At 43.8% G+C, this 20,731-nt stretch carries 22 protein-coding genes; 9 read left to right on the top strand and 13 right to left on the bottom strand.

The window, feature by feature from the left end; genetic code table 11:
• Window positions 1–162 precede the first annotated feature (162 nt).
• Complete coding sequence (locus tag R7E51_RS02140; RefSeq protein ID WP_017635515.1) at window positions 163–1,371, top strand: NupC/NupG family nucleoside CNT transporter; 1,209 nt, start codon at window positions 163–165, stop codon at window positions 1,369–1,371.
• A 54-nt stretch (window positions 1,372–1,425) separates the two neighbouring features.
• Here R7E51_RS02140 and R7E51_RS02135 read toward each other — a convergent pair whose 3' ends face one another.
• A complete protein-coding gene (locus tag R7E51_RS02135) occupies window positions 1,426–2,514 on the bottom strand; it encodes a DUF3541 domain-containing protein (RefSeq protein ID WP_017635514.1) in 1,089 nt (362 codons plus the stop codon).
• 69 nt (window positions 2,515–2,583) lie between these two features.
• Window positions 2,584–3,189: an alpha-ketoglutarate-dependent dioxygenase AlkB family protein gene (locus R7E51_RS02130; RefSeq protein WP_005374161.1), complete on the bottom strand. Its 606-nt coding sequence runs from the start codon at window positions 3,187–3,189 to the stop codon at window positions 2,584–2,586.
• Window positions 3,190–3,321: 132 nt separating this feature from the next.
• Between R7E51_RS02130 and R7E51_RS02125 the strand changes: the two genes are divergently transcribed.
• Window positions 3,322–4,677 (top strand): diguanylate cyclase, encoded by a 1,356-nt coding sequence (locus R7E51_RS02125; protein ID WP_021035911.1) that lies wholly within the window; start codon window positions 3,322–3,324, stop codon window positions 4,675–4,677.
• A 387-nt stretch (window positions 4,678–5,064) separates the two neighbouring features.
• Here R7E51_RS02125 and R7E51_RS02120 read toward each other — a convergent pair whose 3' ends face one another.
• On the bottom strand, window positions 5,065–6,621 hold the full coding sequence (locus tag R7E51_RS02120) for a DUF3612 domain-containing protein (RefSeq protein ID WP_017819729.1): 1,557 nt from the start codon (window positions 6,619–6,621) through the stop codon (window positions 5,065–5,067).
• Between the two features lie 174 nt (window positions 6,622–6,795).
• Here R7E51_RS02120 and R7E51_RS02115 point away from each other — a divergent pair, with 174 nt between their 5' ends.
• The gene (locus R7E51_RS02115; RefSeq protein WP_005374156.1) at window positions 6,796–7,374 is read left to right on the top strand and encodes a malate synthase; all 579 of its coding nucleotides are present in this window, start codon (window positions 6,796–6,798) and stop codon (window positions 7,372–7,374) included.
• 90 nt (window positions 7,375–7,464) lie between these two features.
• On the opposite strand, the gene gefA is transcribed toward R7E51_RS02115, so the two are convergent.
• Window positions 7,465–8,478, bottom strand: a complete 1,014-nt coding sequence (gene gefA / locus R7E51_RS02110; protein WP_005374150.1) for a diguanylate cyclase GefA — start codon at window positions 8,476–8,478, stop codon at window positions 7,465–7,467.
• Window positions 8,479–8,827: 349 nt separating this feature from the next.
• Between gefA and R7E51_RS02105 the strand changes: the two genes are divergently transcribed.
• Genes R7E51_RS02105 through R7E51_RS02095 form a run of 3 tightly spaced genes read left to right on the top strand, consistent with a single transcriptional unit; the run spans window position 8,828 to window position 12,431 of the window.
• Window positions 8,828–10,180 carry a DASH family cryptochrome gene (locus tag R7E51_RS02105; protein WP_206957434.1) on the top strand — a complete coding sequence of 451 codons (1,353 nt, stop codon included), beginning with the start codon at window positions 8,828–8,830 and terminating at the stop codon, window positions 10,178–10,180.
• Window positions 10,180–11,724, top strand: coding sequence for a cryptochrome/photolyase family protein (locus R7E51_RS02100; RefSeq protein WP_042523390.1), 1,545 nt, complete (start codon window positions 10,180–10,182; stop codon window positions 11,722–11,724). The genes R7E51_RS02105 and R7E51_RS02100 overlap by 1 nt, the downstream gene beginning before the upstream one ends.
• Window positions 11,724–12,431, top strand: coding sequence for an SDR family oxidoreductase (locus R7E51_RS02095; protein ID WP_017819732.1), 708 nt, complete (start codon window positions 11,724–11,726; stop codon window positions 12,429–12,431). Before R7E51_RS02100 ends, R7E51_RS02095 begins: the two co-directional genes overlap by 1 nt.
• Before the next feature lie 61 nt (window positions 12,432–12,492).
• Here the strand turns inward: R7E51_RS02095 and R7E51_RS02090 are convergent, their stop codons facing one another.
• Window positions 12,493–12,639 carry a DUF2256 domain-containing protein gene (locus tag R7E51_RS02090; protein WP_005374142.1) on the bottom strand — a complete coding sequence of 49 codons (147 nt, stop codon included), beginning with the start codon at window positions 12,637–12,639 and terminating at the stop codon, window positions 12,493–12,495.
• A gap of 33 nt (window positions 12,640–12,672) precedes the next feature.
• Window positions 12,673–13,815 carry a peptide-methionine (R)-S-oxide reductase MsrB gene (gene msrB, locus R7E51_RS02085; protein WP_005374134.1) on the bottom strand — a complete coding sequence of 381 codons (1,143 nt, stop codon included), beginning with the start codon at window positions 13,813–13,815 and terminating at the stop codon, window positions 12,673–12,675.
• Between the two features lie 202 nt (window positions 13,816–14,017).
• Between msrB and R7E51_RS02080 the strand changes: the two genes are divergently transcribed.
• Both R7E51_RS02080 and R7E51_RS02075 read left to right on the top strand, forming a co-directional pair.
• Entirely contained in the window at window positions 14,018–14,416 is a 399-nt protein-coding gene (locus R7E51_RS02080) for an OsmC family protein (RefSeq protein ID WP_005374132.1), read from the top strand.
• A 129-nt stretch (window positions 14,417–14,545) separates the two neighbouring features.
• A complete protein-coding gene (locus R7E51_RS02075; RefSeq protein ID WP_017819734.1) occupies window positions 14,546–15,100 on the top strand; it encodes a sugar O-acetyltransferase in 555 nt (184 codons plus the stop codon).
• 87 nt (window positions 15,101–15,187) lie between these two features.
• Here R7E51_RS02075 and R7E51_RS02070 read toward each other — a convergent pair whose 3' ends face one another.
• The 7 genes from R7E51_RS02070 to R7E51_RS02040 form a co-directional block, all read right to left on the bottom strand.
• Window positions 15,188–15,568 carry a hypothetical protein gene (locus R7E51_RS02070; RefSeq protein ID WP_017819735.1) on the bottom strand — a complete coding sequence of 127 codons (381 nt, stop codon included), beginning with the start codon at window positions 15,566–15,568 and terminating at the stop codon, window positions 15,188–15,190.
• Window positions 15,556–16,518 (bottom strand): glycine zipper family protein, encoded by a 963-nt coding sequence (locus R7E51_RS02065; protein ID WP_017819736.1) that lies wholly within the window; start codon window positions 16,516–16,518, stop codon window positions 15,556–15,558. Before R7E51_RS02065 ends, R7E51_RS02070 begins: the two co-directional genes overlap by 13 nt.
• A gap of 290 nt (window positions 16,519–16,808) precedes the next feature.
• Complete coding sequence (locus tag R7E51_RS02060; RefSeq protein WP_017819737.1) at window positions 16,809–17,195, bottom strand: hypothetical protein; 387 nt, start codon at window positions 17,193–17,195, stop codon at window positions 16,809–16,811.
• Window positions 17,196–17,462: 267 nt separating this feature from the next.
• Complete coding sequence (locus R7E51_RS02055; protein ID WP_021035913.1) at window positions 17,463–17,645, bottom strand: hypothetical protein; 183 nt, start codon at window positions 17,643–17,645, stop codon at window positions 17,463–17,465.
• Window positions 17,646–17,808: 163 nt separating this feature from the next.
• Window positions 17,809–18,495 carry a helix-turn-helix transcriptional regulator gene (locus R7E51_RS02050; protein ID WP_138939780.1) on the bottom strand — a complete coding sequence of 229 codons (687 nt, stop codon included), beginning with the start codon at window positions 18,493–18,495 and terminating at the stop codon, window positions 17,809–17,811.
• A 47-nt stretch (window positions 18,496–18,542) separates the two neighbouring features.
• Window positions 18,543–18,857 carry a hypothetical protein gene (locus tag R7E51_RS02045; RefSeq protein WP_005497913.1) on the bottom strand — a complete coding sequence of 105 codons (315 nt, stop codon included), beginning with the start codon at window positions 18,855–18,857 and terminating at the stop codon, window positions 18,543–18,545.
• 115 nt (window positions 18,858–18,972) lie between these two features.
• The gene (locus R7E51_RS02040) at window positions 18,973–19,896 is read right to left on the bottom strand and encodes a LysR family transcriptional regulator (protein WP_005384329.1); all 924 of its coding nucleotides are present in this window, start codon (window positions 19,894–19,896) and stop codon (window positions 18,973–18,975) included.
• Window positions 19,897–20,034: 138 nt separating this feature from the next.
• Here R7E51_RS02040 and yjjG point away from each other — a divergent pair, with 138 nt between their 5' ends.
• Entirely contained in the window at window positions 20,035–20,709 is a 675-nt protein-coding gene (yjjG, locus tag R7E51_RS02035) for a pyrimidine 5'-nucleotidase (protein WP_005374109.1), read from the top strand.
• Window positions 20,710–20,731 lie beyond the last annotated feature (22 nt).

Below are 20,731 nucleotides of genomic sequence, written 5' to 3'. Positions count from 1 at the left end.
AGCTACGTTCAATTGCTTGTATAAGGTAAAAATAAGATGTCGAACTATTCGTTCTGTCTACATTCTGGATCTAAAAGTGAGTTATCACTCACTGCGTTGTCCCTTTCTTCTGCCAATTCCTTTGGCTCTTTTTTCTTTTTCAACGTTTAGTAGGTCCAGCTCATGAGTGTTCTATTTAGTCTATTTGGTATTGTTGCACTGCTAGGTTGTGCTTTCCTACTTTCTGAGGGTCGTTCTTCCATCAATTGGAAAACTGTATCTCGCGCCTTGATGCTACAAATGGGGTTTGCTGCTTTGGTGCTCTATTTCCCGTTGGGTCAAGCGGCGCTGGCGAGTTTAAGTAATGGTGTCGCGGGGCTACTCAGCTTTGCTGATGAGGGGATTAAATTCCTCTTTGGTGACCTCGCTTCTTCTGGCTTTATCTTCGCTATTCGTGTCCTCCCTATCATCATCTTCTTCAGTGCTCTTATCTCCGCCCTTTACTATTTGGGCATTATGCAAAAAGTGATTCAATTTATTGGCGGCGCTATTCAGAAGTTCTTGGGTACGAGTAAAGCAGAGTCTTTGGTTGCAACAGGGAACATTTTCTTATCTCAAGGCGAGTCACCACTTCTTATTCGTCCATTTCTTTCTAACATGACTCGCTCTGAACTGTTTGCTGTGATGGCTGGTGGTATGGCTTCAGTGGCGGGCAGTGTGCTTGGTGGTTATGCTGGTTTGGGTGTCGACCTCAAATACTTGATCGCGGCAAGCTTTATGGCAGCACCAGGTAGTTTGATGATGGCAAAAATCATCGTTCCTGAGCGTCAAACGCCAAGCGATTACAACAATATTGAGCTAGATAAATCAGAAGAAAGTAACGTTATTGATGCGCTAGCAAGCGGTGCCATGGGCGGTATGAAAGTTGCCGTTGCTGTTGGTACCATGCTTATCGCTTTCGTGAGTGTTATCGCGATGGTGAACACGGGGCTAGAAAACTTGGGCGAGATACTTGGTTTCTCTGGCGTAACGCTACAAGCGATTTTTGGTTATTTGTTTGCACCTCTAGCGTGGTTGATTGGTGTGCCAAGCCACGAAATTCTAGCTGCGGGTTCATACATTGGTCAGAAAGTGGTGATGAATGAGTTTGTTGCGTTTATCGATTTTGTGCAGCACAAAGCGACACTGTCTGAGCATACTCAAATTATTATCACTTTTGCGTTGTGTGGTTTTGCGAACATTGGCTCAATTGCGATTCAGTTGGGTTCTATCGGCGTGATGGCACCTGAGCGCCGCAAAGATGTTGCAAGTCTAGGCCTAAAAGCGGTTGCTGCTGGTACACTCGCTAACCTGATGAGTGCGTGCTTAGCGGGCATTTTTATCTCTCTCTAATTTAGATTGAAGATACACACTAAAAACCCGCCTAAATGGCGGGTTTTGTTATTTCTAAGGCTTGGGCATTAAGCCGTAAGGTATCGATTTAAAAGCCTCTGGGTGCTCTTGATAAGTTGGCGCTTTATGTACCCCTTTCCAATCGAGCAGCATGATGGCTAGCACGTTACGGTGTTCGCCGTACTTGAGATCAAAGTTACCGTCGACCGACGGAATCATCCCTTTTTCTGCGTTGATTGCGTGACGAATGGCTTGGCGGGTTTTCTTTACGACCGGATCATGGTCCAAGCCTGCTAACAAAAACGAAATGCCGACTTCCGCAATCACGTCTTCTTTGGCGCGCAGTAGGATAGTGTCGATGTTGTTGCGAAAGTAATCATAAATCCATTGGTGTTTCTTCTCGCTTACTCGCTCCTGATAATACTTTGAATCGGCAAAGATGATGTGCGTCATACCATAGAGTTTGTTCCAATACTGCTGAGCTGAAAGCATCTTATCTTTATCGTCGGGGTAGGTGTTCCGGAAGGTTTGAGTGAATTCCTCGACCACATCTTGCTCTCCTAGCTGACGAAGCCAGTAGACTTGGTTTGCAAGCTGAGCTGCCCATGCCTCTATCATCTCTTTGTCCGTAACGTAACGCGAGAAATCGTAGCGCCTAATAATTTTTCTCAGCGTTTTGTCTTGTTTATGTTGTAGGCCATATTCGTTTGCTCTTGCCATTGCGCCAAGCAAATCCACACCAAGATAAAGGTACTCAGGATGGTGTTTAGTCACGGTATAGCGTCGCTGACCTCGTTCGGTTTCTTTCTCTTGATACGTGGTCAGCCTTTGAGATGAATAGAGAATGATGTCTTCTGGTTCAACGACTTCATTAGCAAATTGGTTTAACCGGCTGGCTACTTGTGCCATGTCGGTCCAAATGGCAGCGTGATATTTCTCATCTAATGTTTGGCGGTACATGCGTAAGCCAAAATGGCCCTCTTTAAACGCCGGGAAAGTGAACAGTTCCTGTTCGTAGGTACTACGAATCAACTGCGCTGATTGAGTATTATCGAGAAGCGGTACCTCTTCCTGTGATGCCTGAGCTGCAAAGGTAAGTGAGCAAGAGAGTAAGACCGCTAAGCTAAGAGGTTTAATACGCATAAATCCATTCCCTATGAAGTCCTGAACCTAAACCTACCATCAATATTAATTGAGAATGTAAAAGCTGAGTCAATAGTTAAAAATTTGCCTAAAAGTCAGGTTGATACGTTCATCTTTGGTTTTCGCGGTTTTTGGTACGCAGTGCTTCCAGTGATGCTGTAGCTCGCCAGCCATAATCAGTAAGGAGCCGTGAGAAAGCTCATATTCAATCTCAGTTTTACAATGTAAATTTCTAAGCAAAAATCGACGTGTTTCACCTAAGTTCAAAGATGCGATAACAGGGTTTCTACCTAACTCTGGTTCATTATCTTGGTGCCAGCCCATTGAGTCTTGACCGTGTCGATATAAGTTAGCGAGAACAGAATTAAAAGTGACATCAGCAACTGATTCACAACGCACTTTGAGCTGAGTTAACTCAGGAGTCCAAGGGTGAGGCTGCATGGTTAAGCCTGAGTAAGTATATGCTGCATCACCGTGCCACGCTTGTAAGCGAGGTTGAAGTACTGACTTGCCGAACATAGTAATGTGTTCTTGGTGCCATGGCAGTGTCTTTCGAAGTTGGTCAAAGTAATTATCCGCCTCAAGATGGCTAAGAAAATGAGGATCATAATAAAGTTTTCCTCTTTCTACTTCTTGCCATAGATCGCCGCCAAATAAATCGCCTTGTTGATGCATCATCTCACACCTAAAACATAAAAGTTGTCAATCACTGTTACCTTTCTGATTATGATTGGTTATTCTTGTGATAATAAGAATTTTAACAATAAATAAAAAATCTCGTAGTTGTATACGAGTTGTGGGGAGAAAATGCGTTATTTACCCAGAAAGCGATGCTATTTTGCATTGTTCTTCCTCACCTTTTTCGCTTTGTGTATTGGGGTTATTGAGCTGTTAAATCGAAACCAGCAAGAGCTTCACAAAGAGCGAGTTCAAGTTGAGGCCAAAGAACAACTTTCCATTCTCCGTTCCAATTTGGAAGCGGTACTTATGGCGGATATCTACAAAGCCAGTACTTTAGCGACACTCATTACGTTACTTCCTAAAAATCAAGAAGAAGAATTGAGTATCGCCGCTCACCGAATCCTAAATAAAAGTAAACATATTACAATCATCGGTATCGCGAAAAATGATGTAATTAGTCATGTATTTCCACGCCAAGGTAATGAGCGCCTAATCGGCCTTGATTACCGCGCAGTGCCACAGCAGTGGGTACAGGTGCAAAAAGCCAAGGATGTACAAGAAATTTTCATCGCAGGGCCCGTTACATTGATCCAAGGTGGCCGAGGTTTGATCGTGCGTGTGCCTGTTTTTCTTGATCCTCCAATGAATCAGGACTACTGGGGAGTGATCAGTGCGGTGATTGATTTCGATGCTCTGATGAGAGAAACCGGCGTAATTGATTTCTCGTATCGTTACCCTTTAATGATCCGTGGTTACGATAGCGGTGGCTCATTTGGTGATGCTTTCTTTGGCGCGCAAAGTGTAAATAGCATGGTATATGCAAAAGAGATGGTTCATTTTCCTTATGGTGGGTGGAGTATGGTGGTTTTCTCTGGAGGCAAAGCTGATCGCCAAATCTCTTGGCATCAGTTGCATTTAGCTAGAGTAATCGGCTATCCCATTATATTCGCACTTAGCCTCGCGCTGTTCGCCATTTATCGACTGTATACCATTGCAGATGACAGAGCTTTACACGATGAACTCACGAATTTACCAAACCGTCGCTATTTTATGAAGTTTTACAAGCAGCAGTTCGAAATAGCGAAACGTTATAAAAAGCGTTATAGCTTCGCCTTAATTAATATTGACCTAGATAGGTTTAAACACATTAACGATACCTATGGTCACGACGCAGGTGACAAAGTTTTAATCGCTACGGCTGAAAGGGTAAAAAGCTCTCTGCGTAAATCAGACATCGTGGCCAGAATGGGCGGTGATGAGTTTTTAGTTGTAGTCCATCACCCTGGAACGGAAGAAAATGTTCAGTCCCTTCTACAAAAACTTCGATTAGCGCTATGCTCGACGCCCGTCATTTACGATGAAACGCTTATCTATTTGAAAGCCAGTATTGGGTACGCGATATTTGACCCGAAAATGTCATCTCCTGAGCAAATGATGAAAATAGCCGATGAGAGAATGTATCAACAAAAGCATGGCGGATGAGCCTGAACCCAGTTTCAATAAGGGGTTAGAGGAATGGTAAAGTTGGGAGCCCGAAATCTCATCATCATTGAGGTGCAAGAATATGTGACTTCATATGTTCACAGACACTTTGCTGAGAGAGTCGTTATTAGCAGTGCATTCAGTGGCATATTTGCATGATGTTGCATTTTGCAAATGCAGTTTGCGAAATTAATGGTTAATAAAGCAACGATATGCATCTGGATCTACTAAAAAACGGCTTTTTTAAAGTTGGCACGCATCGTGCTTTACTTAGAGTGACCCTTATTAAGCCGAGGGTCACCTAGCCAACTGACGTTGTTAGTGAATACAAATTGTTCACAAGTATATACCGCCAATCACGTATATTGTGATTGGCGTTTTTTCTTTCTAAAGACCGATGATATTCACGTCGTTGCGCGTCTCATCAGCTTCTCCGCACTTGCTGTAACAACTAGGTTGTCTTGGACAAACCGCCCCTCTGGAGCAGATCAACCTTGCTTGGGTTTGAATCCCGCGCTCTATCCAGTTGATGTTTAATATCTTAGCGATAGTCGTTAAGTCTTTTTTGATGTGGGGAGGAATAACACTACTTCCGCCGGAAGCGACACAAAGGGACTTAAGTTCTTCCGCTATGGAAACGGCATCGCCACCTTGTGCAGAAATGGCAGGGTTAAGATCAATACCGGCACATAGCACGCGATTATTCCCCGCAGGATCAAATACGTTAACCGATTCGCAGCAGTAGATACGTGGCTCGTCGCCAACATTTAAAATCGAAATTTGCGCTGAACTGGTATCCAAAGGCTGGGAAAGGCGTCGGAATACGGCCCAGTGCTGGCAAGGGTCGTTCACTTTGCGCATGTTGCCCCAAGGCAATGGAATACCATTTCCGCGATACACGGCTTTTAACTTGCCAGGGCCATAGGCATCAAAATAGTGCCAATGAGGGTAAGGCGAGACCACCGTCATGCGACGCATTGCAACGGAAGGAGAAACCCCCGCCTTTTTGTGAACATCAATCTCGTAACCAGAACGGTCAAGCAACTGACGAAAGGGTACTTTGGGGCAGAGTAGGGCACCGGCAAAGAAGCTGGACTCAAAATCACGCCAAGCTTGCAGGATATCTTGCGAATTGAGTTCAGAGTTCGACACAGGGCTGTCCATTTGCTCCCAATTGTTTTGATGCCCGATAGATAAAACGTTATTCATTGCATCGCTGCTATGGAGCACTCGATGGCCGATATATACCGCCAAGTCATACTTCAATCGGGTTGGATAGTCACGCATTCGTTTATTGAGATAAATAGTCCCAGGTGGCTCCATGAAAGACGTAATCAACTGTTTGGCGCTGACGCCCAGTTCATCAATCACATCTTGTGGCGCTCGGTCTACCCAGCGAATATCCAACCCCATACTCTTTGCAATGTCGATCAGATCTTCCACTGACAGATTAAGTCGCTTTAAGCCCACTTCTTCCGCTGCCCGTTCTAAGTCTGGGAAATGGTTTTGGTGGTTCTCTTGGTGTGCGCGGATCAGTAAGTGGGCGAATTGACGCCCTGTGATACCTGTTTGGGAGAGCATTTCTGGTATCGCGATTTGAAGAATATCATTGGAGAACAGGAAGCTCGGCTCCAGCGCCATGCCACTAATCCCACCACGATTCCCTTTGTTGGGTGTGATGGCTTCTAATTCGGGTTCATCATCTAAAAACCACGCAGGATCTTTTTGAAAAACTTCCGCGATCACTTCGAGCATATCGATACTCGGTACGCGTTTTCCGCGCTCAATCATCGAAAGGTAAGAAACCGAAGGAGCGTACTCTGGATTAATTCTTACACAACGGGCAGATAAATCCTCCATCGTTAAATGGTTGTTTTTTCTTAGATTACGAATTTTCGTACCAAGAAAATGAGACTGACGAATAAGGCTTTTTGACACAGACATTTTGTAAAATTCACATTGTAAAATTTTTGTTGTGAAATTGTAGTCAATATTTCGCTAGTCTACATAATGAGCAGGCAAGGAAATTAACCATCCACTTCACAGAATTGCCTGAAACTTAAATAAAGGATTTAAGTTTTTACTCTAGGACGAGTTTTTAAGTGCGAGGATATGACGATGAATATGCTGAACTTCGATAAAAAAGAGATGCAACAACAACAACGCCCATTTATCGCTGAAGCCGTATTTGCCGTCGAAGCGGTAAGTGCCGAGCAGCAGAGTGAGAAACAAGTAAAAGCGAAGCAACTGCTTGACCGCATGTTCCCATTGGAGAACGGGTCGCACCAAGACGTATCAAGTTACGTAATTGATTATCGCCATGTATTGGCTTACTTCAAAGACGGTACGCATAGCGGCCTGAAAAGTCCGAAACATTTTGTGGCGTACACTGGTGAAAAGGAAGATCCAAAGTCGATTTTGTTTAAAGATGATTCGGGCAATCATGTAGAAGTGCTGTTTGGCTGTCACAAAGGCACTGGTTGCGTGGAATTAGTGGACATTGACGATATTCAATTGGAAACTCGCACGACGTTTCATCCTGAACTAACTGGCAATGCACCAACCGCGATGCGCCATTGGATAAGCCTAATCAAAGGCGACAAAAAAGGTAAGCCGATGGCATGCAGTGAAGATAAAGAATATACCGCAAAAAATGGTGACGACTACATTCTAAGTTACTGTTACAGCGTCGATTAAGATACTCATGATTGGATACAAAAACCCCGCACTTTACAGCGCGGGGTTTTCTTTTTCATCATAAAAGTCGTTTTCGCTTAGCCAGTTTATTTAAATTGGCATCACGCGGTTACGACCGAGTTGTTTTGCTTCATAAAGCTGTTTATCGGCTTTATTGATTAAGGCTTCAGGCGTATCACCAGGCTCAAACTCTGCCACCCCAAAAGAAGCGGTAATGCTGTGAACTTGTGTGCCTGAGCGCTTATCTCTGATACGCAGTTTTTCTATCATGCGGCGTAGTGTGTCTGCATATTGGCGAGCAATTCGCAGAGATTTGTTAGGTACAATTAACGCGAATTCTTCACCACCAAAACGGTACGCACATATCCCATCTCGACAACTTTGTTGTAGCCGGCGGGCAATGGCTTTTAATACTGTATCGCCAAAAAGGTGCCCGTAATTGTCGTTAAATGATTTGAAATGATCGATATCAAGCATGATCAAGGTCATTGCCTGATTTGATGCAATAAGTGAAGAGAGATCTTTGTCAAATGCTCGGCGGTTGTATAGGTTTGACAAACCATCGAACAACGCATCTTGCTGTACTTCAGCCAGTTGGTTTTTGAGGCGAGAAATTTCTTCACTCGCGTTAGTCAATTGGCTATTCAAAAACTTTGTTGAGTGACGAATTTCGTGTGACTCTGCGACAAGTTGACGAATCACTACCATCACTTCTTCAATGCTTAGGCTATTGTCCTCAACTTTTTCCAGTTTATTAAAGCTTTTGTCTACCATCTCAGAAAAGGAGGAAGTATCTGAAATTGTATCGCTCATTGAACTGGATACTTCATGTAGCAGAACTTCTACATTGGTTCTAAGATCTTCAAGGCTGGTTTCTGCTTTGCTGGCCACATAGTTGTTGTAAAGCTGTTTATTGGTTGCTGGCGGGCAAATACCGTAGTTTTCTAACACCGTGTCTAACTCAAAGTTGAGTTCTGGAATGGTCTTGTCAACGTAGGTATACCAAAGCGCGTAGTTGGCTGGCGTGGCAGCAACATGGTTTTTGATCATCAGTGGGACCGCTTTTTTTAAATTAGCGGTTGATTTCTTAAACTCGTCGGTCATTTCTGCGATGGTACTAGCAAAATGGGATTGGGCTTAGATTAACGGATATTAACTAATGTCGCTTTAATTTTTATCACTTTTGCATGGTTTATATAGAAAATGAGTGATTAAGATCGTGATCAATACCGTTGGATTCAAATTTTATAAAATATCAGTATGAAACATGTACAGGAATTTGGTGGTATTGCGTGTTTTGAGATATCCAGCAAATGAATTCCGTGTGAACGTTAGTAACCTAATGATCGTCAAACTCTCGTTTTCGTATAAAAGCAAGTAAATCAAAAGGCTTAACGTCAGGGTCTCCGTGAAAAGAACTCGTAGACGAAGAATTAACATCTGAGGGTGCGAATTGAAAAAGAAAATAGGACTTTATTGGTTCACGAACGACTTGCGATTGCACGACAACCCACTGTTGAAAAGCGCCAGTGTAGAAATGGACGAGTTAATTTGCTTGTATTGCTACCCTTCAATGACGCCTTACTTGCATCACTTTGCGCAGGAAGCCTCTTTCGGGCGCGCGAAATTGCAGTTTCTCGACTCATCGCTTAGTGAACTCAATCAATCTTTGAATCACCTTGGTCAGCGATTATGGGCGGTTGAACTAACGCCCGATCAAGCAATCAAGTATGCTGTTAATCGCTTCGGCGTCACACATATATATGCTGACGCTTTTCCCGGTTCGGATGAGCAACAAGCGTTAGGTCGCGTAGCTGAAGGCGCTTCTCATGTAAAAATAAAACAGCAAGCAATCCGGACCCTGTTAAGGGAAGAACAACTGCCATTTGACTTGAGCAAACTGCCTACGACTTTCACGCAGTTTAGAAAGCAAGTTGAAAGTTTAGACATCTCTCGGCCCCACGAGAGTATCCGTTCGTTACCTCCAATTCCTTTAGGTGTGAATCTGCCTTCCGTTACTGCATATTACTTTGACACAAAAGCTACGTTTCATGGTGGAGAAAGCCGCGGGCTTGAACATTGTCGCCAGTATTTTGCTTCCACACTAGCCAGTGAATACAAACAAACACGCAACGGTTTAGATGGCATGGATTACTCCACCAAGTTCTCTCCTTGGTTAGCTAATGGGTGCGTTTCTCCGAAAACCATTTATGCCATGTTGAAACGTTATGAAGCGGAGAATGGTGCAAATGATTCAACCTACTGGATTTACTTCGAACTGCTTTGGCGTGAATACTTTTATTGGTATGCCCGTCGACACAAGCGACAGCTCTTCCGATTCGGTGGCATCCAAAATCGAGCACCACTCACCAGCTTTTACGCGCACCGTTTTCAACAATGGAAGAAAGGTGAAACGCCATTTCCTATCGTCAATGCGTGTATGCACCAACTTAATGAAACGGGTTATATGTCGAATCGTGGCAGACAGTTAGTTGCCAGTTGTTTGGTGCATGAGCTTGGCCTCGATTGGCGTTATGGCGCGGCGTACTTTGAGTCACAACTGGTCGATTACGATGTGGCATCAAACTGGGGAAATTGGCAATACTTAGCAGGCGTTGGTGCTGATCCGCGTGGTTCACGACAATTCAACCTCGAAAAGCAAACCGAAATGTACGACCCGCACATGGAGTTCATCGATAGGTGGCAAGGTCGTTGTCCTGGCGCGCATTTGGATAGTGTAGACATGGTCGATTGGCCGATTGTGATGGGCAGCAGTGACAAAGCTTCGTCATCGGAGAAACCGTAATGCAATTTGAAACCGTACGATTGATCTTGGGCGATCAACTTAACAGTGAGCACTCTTGGTTTCAGCAACCGGATGAGCAAGTGCTTTACCTGATTGCGGAGCTCAAGCAAGAGAATACTTACGTCACGCATCATATTCAGAAAGTGTGTGCGTTCTTTTCCGCAATGGAACAGTTTGCGAAAGAGCGTCAGAGTGAAGGTCACCAAGTTCTGCACCTCACGTTGGATGACACACAATCCTTCGACGATCTTGAGCAAGTCTTGCAACACTACGCGAGTGAAGTTGGTGCAAGTAAGTTTGAATATCAACGCCCGGATGAATACCGTCTTCTGGAGCAGTTAGCCAAACTAAAGCTTGATGGGGTCGTGACGCGTTGTGTCGACTCGGAACATTTTTTGTTGCCGTTTGAGGAAATAGAATCGCAGTTTCCTCAAGGTAAACACATCATGATGGAGCACTTTTACCGCCGTATGCGCAAGCGCTTCGACATCTTGATGCAAGACGGAAAGCCCGTCGGCGGAAAATGGAATTACGATGCCAATAATCGTAACAAGCTCAAAGCCAAAGACATTGAACAACTGCCACAACCTTTGATGTTCAGTACTGACATCCACGGCATTATTGAGCGGCTGGCACGACATGACATCAAAACCATCGGAAATCTCGAAGGGGACTTGTTGTGGCCGATTAATCGCGCGCAAAGCCTCTCTTTACTCGCGCATTTCTGCCAAGTCTGTCTGCCGTTATTCGGACGTTTTCAAGATGCCATGACAGGCCAGCACGACGCTAAGTGGAGCTTGTATCACAGCCGAATTTCATTCTCGCTTAACAGCAAATTACTGCACCCGAGAGAAGTCATTGATGCTTCACTCAAGGCATTTCATTCCAACGCGGACATCGACATTTCTCAAGTTGAAGGGTTTATTCGCCAAATCTTAGGATGGCGAGAGTACATTCGAGGGGTCTATTGGGCGAACATGCCTCATTACCCGAAAAACAACGAATTGGTCGCAGAAAGAAAGCTGCCAGATTTCTTCTGGAATGGTGAAACTAAAATGGCTTGTATGCGCAATGCGATTGAGCAGTCCCTCGATTATGCCTACGCACACCACATCCAACGATTGATGGTCACTGGTAACTTTTGCTTGCTAACCGAGATCGACCCAGATCAAGTGGATGAGTGGTATCTCGGTATCTATGTTGATGCGATTGAATGGGTCGAAATGCCGAACACACGTGGCATGGCATTGTTTGCGGATGGCGGCATTGTTGGCACCAAACCTTACGCGGCGAGTGGTTCTTACATCAACAAAATGAGCGACTACTGTAAGGGTTGCTATTACGACAATAAGGCGAGGAGTGGGGAAGGATCGTGTCCGTTTAACAGCCTTTATTGGCGCTTTATGAACAAACACGACAAGCGCCTCGCAGCCAATCCACGAATCGGGATGATTTTCCGCTCTTGGGACAACATGGAAGAACAACAACGCCAAGCGATTCTTGATACCGCAGAGCACTACATAGAAAACGTGGAGAACTTGTGATGGAAATACTCATCGTCGGTGGCAATGGTGGAATTGGTTTGGCGATGGTGAGAGAAGCCGCAGCTCGGTTTCCTCAAGCTCGCGTGCATGCCACTTATCGTAAGCAGCAACCAGATTGGCAACACCCAAATGTCGTTTGGCATCAAGTGGATGTATCGCAAGACGAGCAGGTAAAAGCGTTCAGTGAGCAGATTGAACACGTCGATTGGTTGGTGAACTGTGTTGGTATGTTGCACACCCAAGAGAAAGGTCCTGAGAAGAATCTTAGCTCGCTCGACGCAGACTTCTTTCAGCAAACCATCACGGTTAATACTTTGCCAAGTTTGCTGTTGGCGAAATACTTCACGCCCAAGCTAAAGCGCAGTACTGCACCCAAGTTTGCGACCATTTCGGCCAAAGTTGGCAGCATTAGCGATAATCAGTTAGGTGGTTGGTACAGCTATCGAGCATCGAAAGCCGCATTAAACATGTTCCTAAAAACCATGTCGATCGAATGGCAAAGAGTGGTCAAACATGGCACGGTGCTTTCACTTCACCCTGGCACCACAGATACCGCTTTGTCGGCACCTTTTCAAACCAATGTCCCAGAGGGAAAGTTGTTCACGCCAGAGCGAGTTGCTAAGGATTTATTAGGCTTGATAGAAAAAGCAACCCCGCAAGATAGCGGGGCGTTTTGGGCTTATGATGGGACGTTATTACCTTGGTAAGAGAACGCGTACAAACGTTAATACAAATGAAATAACATACTCCAGAGAGGGTCGGAGTGACCTACGTTTTCGTTGATTTATTTCTTCGGCAACGCTCAGAACAATAAACGATTTCCTCCCAATTTCGCGCCCACTTCTTTCTCCAAGAAAATGGGCGCTGACAGACCGGACAGACTTTCATGGGAAGGTTGGATTTAAAACCTTTCATCGCGCTGAATGTTCACTCCTAATTTGGTTAAAACTACTTATCAAATAGGTACAGGTAATCGCCGTAGCCTAAACTCGCCATCTTGTTCACAGGTACAAATTTCATCGCAGCAGAGTTCATACAATAGCGTAATCCCGTCGGCTTCGGACCATCTTTAAACACATGACCTAGGTGTGAATCACCAAACTTACTGCGGATCTCCGTTCTAGGGTAGAGCAGTTTATAATCGGTTTTCTCCACGATGTAACCCGGGTTAATTGGTCGAGTAAAGCTTGGCCAACCTGTGCCAGATTTGTATTTATCAGTAGAAGAAAATAGCGGTTCACCGGTCACAATATCCACATAAATTCCCGCTTCTTTGTTGTCCCAGTATTCATTATCAAACGGACGCTCCGTGCCTTCTTCTTGCGTCACGTAATACTGTAGCTCTGTTAAGTTTGATTTGATTTCAGACTGAGCAGGTTTACTGTACGCTTTCACTTTCGAAAGCAGCTTTTTTTCTTCAATCAACTGTCGAAGTGTTTTAGGACTTTCTTTTCGATCTTCACCAAATACTTCGTCGAGATATTTATCGCGACCTGATGCGTAGCGGTAGTATTTGTACTTCAAGCTACTCTTCTTGTAGTAATCCTGATGGTACGACTCCGCAGGGTAAAACTTTTCAAACTCGATCAGCTCTGTTTTCAACGGTTTTGGATAGATCATCGCCTTGTCGATTTCCATCATAAACTGCTTAGCAATCTGCTTTTGCTCCGCATTATGGTAGAAGATCGCTGGACGGTATTGAGGACCACGGTCAACAAATGAACCTTTATCGTCGGTAGGGTCGATATGACGGAAGAAGTAGTCCAGCACTTGCTCGTAGTTCACGACAGCAGGATCGTACTTCACCTCAATCACTTCAATATGACCAGATTTACCAGAAGAGACTTGGCGGTAAGTCGGGTTTTCAATATGACCACCTGAATAACCTGATACAACATCGATTACGCCGGGCAGTTGCTCTAAATCCGATTCTGTACACCAGAAACAACCGCCAGCTAGCGTTGCGATTCTTGTATTCTCTGAAGCCTTCAGCTTATCCATCGTATCGGCGGTACCTGTTTTACTCAATAGTAGAAACAAGACTGGAAGTGCGAAGGAGAAACCGGCCAATAACTTAGACATATTCTTCATAGCTACCTCATCGTTATTTTTGTAGAAAGTGTTACTTAAATAAAAAGTGTTACGTATAGAGAAAGGTAACCGAGCGAAAAAATTACAGTAATGTTGAAAATTCCGTTGCCCTTTTATGCGATAGAGCTAAAGTATCGACAAGAAACATACCGCTAGTAAGGGCAACGATGCCTTGAATAAGCGATGCTAAATGAGGTAAATCATGCAAGCTGAAGTTAAATGGATAGAAGATTTTAAATTCCTTGGGCAATCTCAGTCGGGCCACTCCGTAGTGATGGATGGCAATGGTGGTGCAACCGCACCAAGCCCAATGGAAATGGTACTAATGGCTGCTGGTGGCTGTAGCTCTGTCGATGTTGTTGATGGTTTGAAAACAGCAGGCCAAAAGGTTTCGTCAGTTAATGCCAAGCTAACCACAGAGCGTCGTGAAACCGCACCGCGTATCTTTACGCAAGTGAATATCCACTTTGAAGTGTCAGGTGACGAGCTTGACCCAGAAGTCGTAGCAAAAGTGGCGGCTGACTCGCTAGAAAAATACTGCTCGGTTTGCTTAATGCTAGGCGAAGGTGTTGAGATGACCCACAGTTGGGAAATTGTGTAAGTTGACAGACTCCACAAAATATAAAAACAGGAAAGAGAAAAGTCCGGGCTTTTCTCTTTTTTTATTTCGCAGTTCACGTACCTTGTGAAGAATCTGAAAGCAGTAATTGCAGGTTGTAGGAGTCTTCCAGTGACAGAACTAGAAAAAATGATGTCTGGCCAGGTCTTTGATGGCATGGACAAAGAAATTGACGCCATTAGAAGCCATGCTCTTCAAGCACTTAGAGCACTTAATAATAACACCGACGAAAGTCAGCGCGACGAATTGCAAAAGCAGCTATTTGGCAAGGTAGGCCGTTGTATTGTCCAGTCCCCTTTTCATTGTGAATTTGGTAAGACCATCGAAATAGGTGAAGAAACCTTTATCAACATGAACGTGGTCATGCTCGATGGTGCCAAAATTACCATCGGGAACCACGTGCTCATTGGACCGAGCGTGCAATTTTATACCGCTTCTCATTCTGTTGATTACCGAAGTCGTCGGCGTTGGGAAACGTTTTGTAAACCTATCACGATTGAAGATGATGTGTGGATTGGCGGAAATTCGGTCATTAACCAAGGTGTGACGATTGGTGCTCGCTCGGTTATTGCGGCGAACTCGGTAGTCAACCATGATGTGCCGCCAGATTGTCTATACGGAGGCACGCCAGCTAAGTTGATTCGTCGTCTCAACGAAGAAGAGTAGAGGTTAGTATGCAATAACTCTGGCGATTAGAGAGTTCAGACTGAGCTCTCTTCGTCGAGTACATCGTTATATTTTAATGTTAATTCCTCACTCAATTGCTAAAAGAACGGCACCAATTGATAAAGTCAGGGCAACGACAACAGAGTTAACAATGATAATACCCAGTAATAGAATCGACAAATAACGATACCATTTTGGTACTTCTCTAGAAATATTAGGTAATTTTCGCTTTTCACCTGAGCTAGGTTGAACGATTAAACGAACAAACATCAATGTTCGGAAAAATGCGTAAGGCCACCCTGTGAATAAAGAAAGCTCAAATTCATTAAAATATGGTTTTTTAAAATAGTTCCCAACAATCTCCTTCGGCATCAGAAAGTGCATGACACCGATAGAAATGGTTTGTAAGAAAATAATAATCACACCAGTCATTAAAGTGTAAAAAAGAAATGTGATTACTTGCTGCATATAGACTCTATTCCAGTACTAGCGACTAAGTTTGGCTTGCTTTCAATTGAATTATAAAAGCTTTTTGCCACTTTACCGGATGCATAACCTACAGCCGTTGAACCGGCAGCGAGTACAATGGCAGTCCCCCAGCCAATAGGGTTTGATACTAAAAATAGACCGACTAACGCGCTGGTACCCATTCCTACAGCTGTGCTAGTTATTGACTCAACAAAAATTTCATTCTTCTCATGTTGGTCTTGTGTATTCGCAATCTGAATGCAGGAAGCCGTCAGACCAACACCGACTAAAACATGTCCGCCCACTTTAGATGCTTGAGCTATTTTATTCAGTTTTTCGGCTTGTTTAACTATATGAGCATTCGCAGGTAACCCTCCACTTCGAGCTATGCGAATAGACTGGTGAGTCGTTTTGTTGCCAAATAGCAGCTTTTCCATAGGGCCAACATTTTTCTTTAGTAGGTCTAAATGTTTTTTACGTCGACCATCATATTGTCCTTTACTTATTACTCCGTTTTTATAGTTTGCGTAAAGGTCGTTGATGTTCTCAATGAGCTTAATATTTCCTTTACTCATCAAGTTCCCTGTAGCACCCATCAAGGTACCTCCTGGAATAGTAATCATATTGGCGTTGTTTTCCAGCCATGCCAACGCCCAAAACATGTCAGCATGTTGCGGTGGAACTTGATTTGAGATTGATTTTGGAGGTTGATTGTAGCTGAGAAGATTGGGAGGCAAAACTTTATGGGGAGGAGAGCTGGGCATTTGAGGTTTAGACGCTGGGTAGGTCCCTAGCTTCGCGATACTTTTAGGAGGTAACGCATTGTTACTTTGAGTTTTAAGTTGAGAGCTTGATTTGGGTAGAGCTGATAACCAAATGATATCGCCTGCTCTAATGCGGTTAGGATCTGAAATATGCTTGTTTAATGTCATTATATGAGTCAGTACCATCTGATAGTCCTTGCTACCATATGGAGCACCATACATGTTTAATATAATAGGTGATAAGTTATCATGACTTTTATTTTATACTTAAAAGATCCCGACACAGAGCACCTCTAGCTAATAATTTATTTGTATAGATATTAACAAGAAACTATATTTAAAAATTTTATTTTTTTGCATTCTAGACTTTCATTTTAAAAAGCCATAAATTAGCTGATGTATTTATTATTTGTGTGAAATTCTTAATGTTATTTACATTTAAAGTGTGACATTAGACTTAATTGGATAGGTAAAGGTCATACATGATCTGCTAATGATAAAAAACCTGCGATAAAAAATACAAGCGCTAACATTGTAGAGTTTATGATAATTACCCATATTAAAATGAAGGATAATAGACGGTACCACCTAGGCACCTCTTGGGATACATCGGGTAACTTTCGTTTTTTACCTGAGTTAGGTTGAACGATTAAACGAACAAACATCAATGTTCGGAAAAATGCGTAAGGCCAACCTGTAAATAGAGCTAGTTCGAAAGTGTTAAAATAAGGTTCTTTAAAGTAGCTATTGACAATGTCTTTTGGCATTAAAAGGTGCATGATACCTATAAAGAATGTTTGAAAAAAAATAACTAATACACCAGAGAACATTAAGTATCCAATAATGTTCCAGATCAATTGCATATTGCACCTATCCTTATAATAAACCGATGCTTTTTCAAAGGTTTTATCCTAATTTTTATCATGAAGAAATAAAGAGACTAACAGATAACCTATATCTTAGCTATGAATGTAAGGGCGTTTTGAAGGAGTGTCGAGAACGAAAATAAGAACTATTTTATTGATTTTTATGTAAATATAGTTGGTCGTGTATAAAATGGATAACGTGTAATGGCGAGATGTAAGCCTTGCACAACTAACAAAGGTTGGTTAAACAAGGCTAATAGTCGGTTATGGATGAATAACGATTTGTTGCTCCTCAGTCATCACAAGTGTCGCTTTGCTTTGTTCGATAAGTTGGGCAGCATAAGAAGGGGTAACTGCCTGCATATCACCTTTAGATCGAAGAGTTAAAGACTCCCACGCTTGATCTCGATATTTCCCTGCTTGGGTGTATTGAATCAGTACTTTCATAGCTTCACGCTCCGGTGTGGTTGACGTGCTACTTAAGTTAACGATCTTAGGTTGGTTGCCCATCTGTTAAAATGAAACATTAGTTTAACTAAATGTGCCTTTCCAAATATCTCGCATTGAGCAGAGCAATTTAGAATCCTTGTGATGGAAGGATGAAGAACACTCAATCTTTCGATTCATACTGCGCAATATAATGTTTGAGAGATTTGGTTTCCGCACTCTCAAACTCTTCATCGTGCATACGCAGTGCTTGGATACGGTCGAGGCGGAACTGGCGGTAGTCATCGCGCAATTCGCACCAGGCGACCAGCGTCCAGACTTTGCCCCAAAAGAACTGGCCTAACGGTTGGATTTTTCTCTCGGTCACCTGTCCGCTTTCATCTTGGTAATCCAAACTGACCTTAAACTGATGATCAATCGCGTGGCGCAGAAGCTGCCCTCGTTTGGCAGTCTCGGATTGGGTGTGATAATCGGGCACAATCAGCGGACAATCTTCCACTTGTTGTTTGAGCTTATCGGGCAATACCGAAAGTATTTTGGTGGACGCAGAGTGAGACGCTTCGGCGAGTTCAACATCCGACCAGGCTCGAACCATCCGCATACCCAGTTCAAGCGCCATCATCTCTTTTTCTGAGAACATCAAAGGCGGCAGATGAGAGCCAGCTTGCAACAGGTAGCCGACACCTGCTTCACCTTGAATAGGAACACCAGAACTGAGCAACGACTGAATATCGCGATAAATCGTACGTTCGCTAACTTCCATTCTTTCTGCGAGCTCTTTCGCTGTCACGGCGTAACGCTTTGCGCGCAGAAGCGTCAGTAGCTCAAACAGTCGTTCTGATTTGCTCATGATGTTCCTTATCTAGACCTACTGGTTGTTAGTGGTAGTGTGGCTGATTACTTCTCTAGCTCACTGCACATTTTTAAGTTGTGATGTTTAAGCTCGAAGCTTTCGCAGTCAATCATTGATAACAGAGGCTGAAATTCAACGGCTTGCTTAATCTGTTTTCCCGCCTGTTTTGCATCGTCCATTGAACGCCAGTAAATGATGTCTGTCCACACATCGTCCGTCGCTTCGTGACTGAGCGATCGGTACAAAAAGCCCGGCAGATTCTTCACAAACGTTTGTGACTGTTTGGCAGCGGCGATCACGTCTTGCTCTGTTGTGCCTGCGGTTAGACGAAATTGCACAGTTTCGATAACGGTTTCCATATTGTGATTCCTTATTGGTTTTGGCGGATTGCCTGTTGAGTTCCAAATAAGGTTACGCGGATGGAATGTCAGAACATGTCAGTAGTGAAATTTCACTCACTTATCATCAATATGGTTATTTTTCTGGGCTGTTGTAACGATCCCAGTAAGGTAAATCTGTGCCGAGTTTTTCGCTGATAAAATCGATAAAGGCTCTTACTTTCAACGGCATGTGTTTGCGCTCAGGGAACACCGCATAAATGGCGTGTTCTGGTAGAGAATACTCTTCCATCACCGGTTTTAGATTTCCTGCGGCAAAGTCTCTTCCTGCAATAAATGTTGGCAGTTGCGCAATGCCCGAACCTCTTAACAGCAACTGGCGAATGGCTTCGCTGTTATTGACGATAAAGTTTCCTTTTGGAAGCACCTTGTATTCGCTGCCGTTGTTGATGAACATCCATTCGACGCCGCCACGGAAATAGGAATAGCGCAGGCAGTTGTGACTGACTAAATCACTTGGTTTTTGTGGTGTGCCGAACTCCGCTAAGTAATCTGGCGAGGCACAAAGCACACTTTTACAAGGGGCGAGACGTTTTGCGATTAGATTGGAAGAGGTGAGTTCACCAATACGGATCCCCAAATCAAAACCGTCTTTAACCAAATCGACCATTTTGTCTTCGAGGTTTAAATCCACTTCAATTTTCGGGTAACGAGCGAGAAACTCGCTGATCAAAGGCGCGATATGCAGCACACCGAAAGACATCGGCACGGTAATTTTGAGCCGACCTTGTGGCGAGCCTTGCAGTTCCGATACCGCGTCTACGCCTTGCTGGGCTAGGTTGAGCGCTTGAGAGGCGTACTCAAAATAGCGTTCTCCCGCTTCGGTCAGGCTCAGCTTACGCGTGGTTCGGTTAAGAAGACGAATGCCCAAATCGTCTTCTAGTTGGTTGATGCGTTTGCTGATCGCCGATTTCGTCAGATTCAGCTGTTTGGCCGCAAGGGAGAAGCTGCCGCATTCGACAACAGCAACAAAAACGGGCAGGGAGGCAATCGCGTTCACATCAATCTCCTATTATCGTGAAGCATTTATTGTTGAGCACAAGGATACAATTAATTTCCAATTATAGAGATTATCTTCAAGAAGAAAACAATCTAGACTATGCACCAGTATTACGACCTTGATTTTGGGAAGAAGAAAATGAAGTACGATTGGATCCTGTTTGACGCTGACGAAACCTTATTCCACTTTGATGCTTTCAAAGGTTTGCAGCTTATGTTTTCTCGCAAAGGCGTAGATTTTACTGAACAAGATTTTGCTCATTACCAAACCGTAAACAAACCGCTTTGGGTGGATTACCAAGACGGCAAAGTAACGGCAGATGAGCTAAAACATAAGCGTTTTACCGAGTGGGCTGAGAAGTTGAATACTACAACAGCAGATCTCAACAGCGCATTTTTAGAAGCGATGGCCGATATTTGCAGTTTGTTGCCAGGTGCAAAAGAGCTGATGGAAGCGCTGCAAGGCAAAGCTAAAATGGGCATCATCACCAACGGTTTTACAGAGTTGCAAGCAATTCGCCTTGAGCGCACAGGGATGACTGAGTACTTCGATAAAGTGGTGATCTCTGAACAAGTGGGCGTAGCAAAACCGGACTTAGGTATTTTTGAATACGCGATGCAGCAAATGGGCAACCCATGCAAAACGCGCGTACTGATGGTGGGTGACAACCTGCATTCCGATATTCTGGGTGGTAATAATTTTGGTATTGAAACTTGCTGGTTAAATACCACAGGCGCAAGCGTCGATGAGCGTATCGCACCAAATTACACCGTTGAGTCTTTGAGTGAACTAAAGAACATTTTGGTGGCGTAACCGAATCGGGTATTATTCCGCA

The organism is Vibrio sp. Vb1166 (assembly GCF_033338695.1).
Lineage (GTDB): Bacteria > Pseudomonadota > Gammaproteobacteria > Enterobacterales > Vibrionaceae > Vibrio > Vibrio alginolyticus.
The sequence above is the reverse complement of the archived record's forward strand: the minus strand, read 5'-3'. Positions and strand labels throughout refer to the sequence as shown.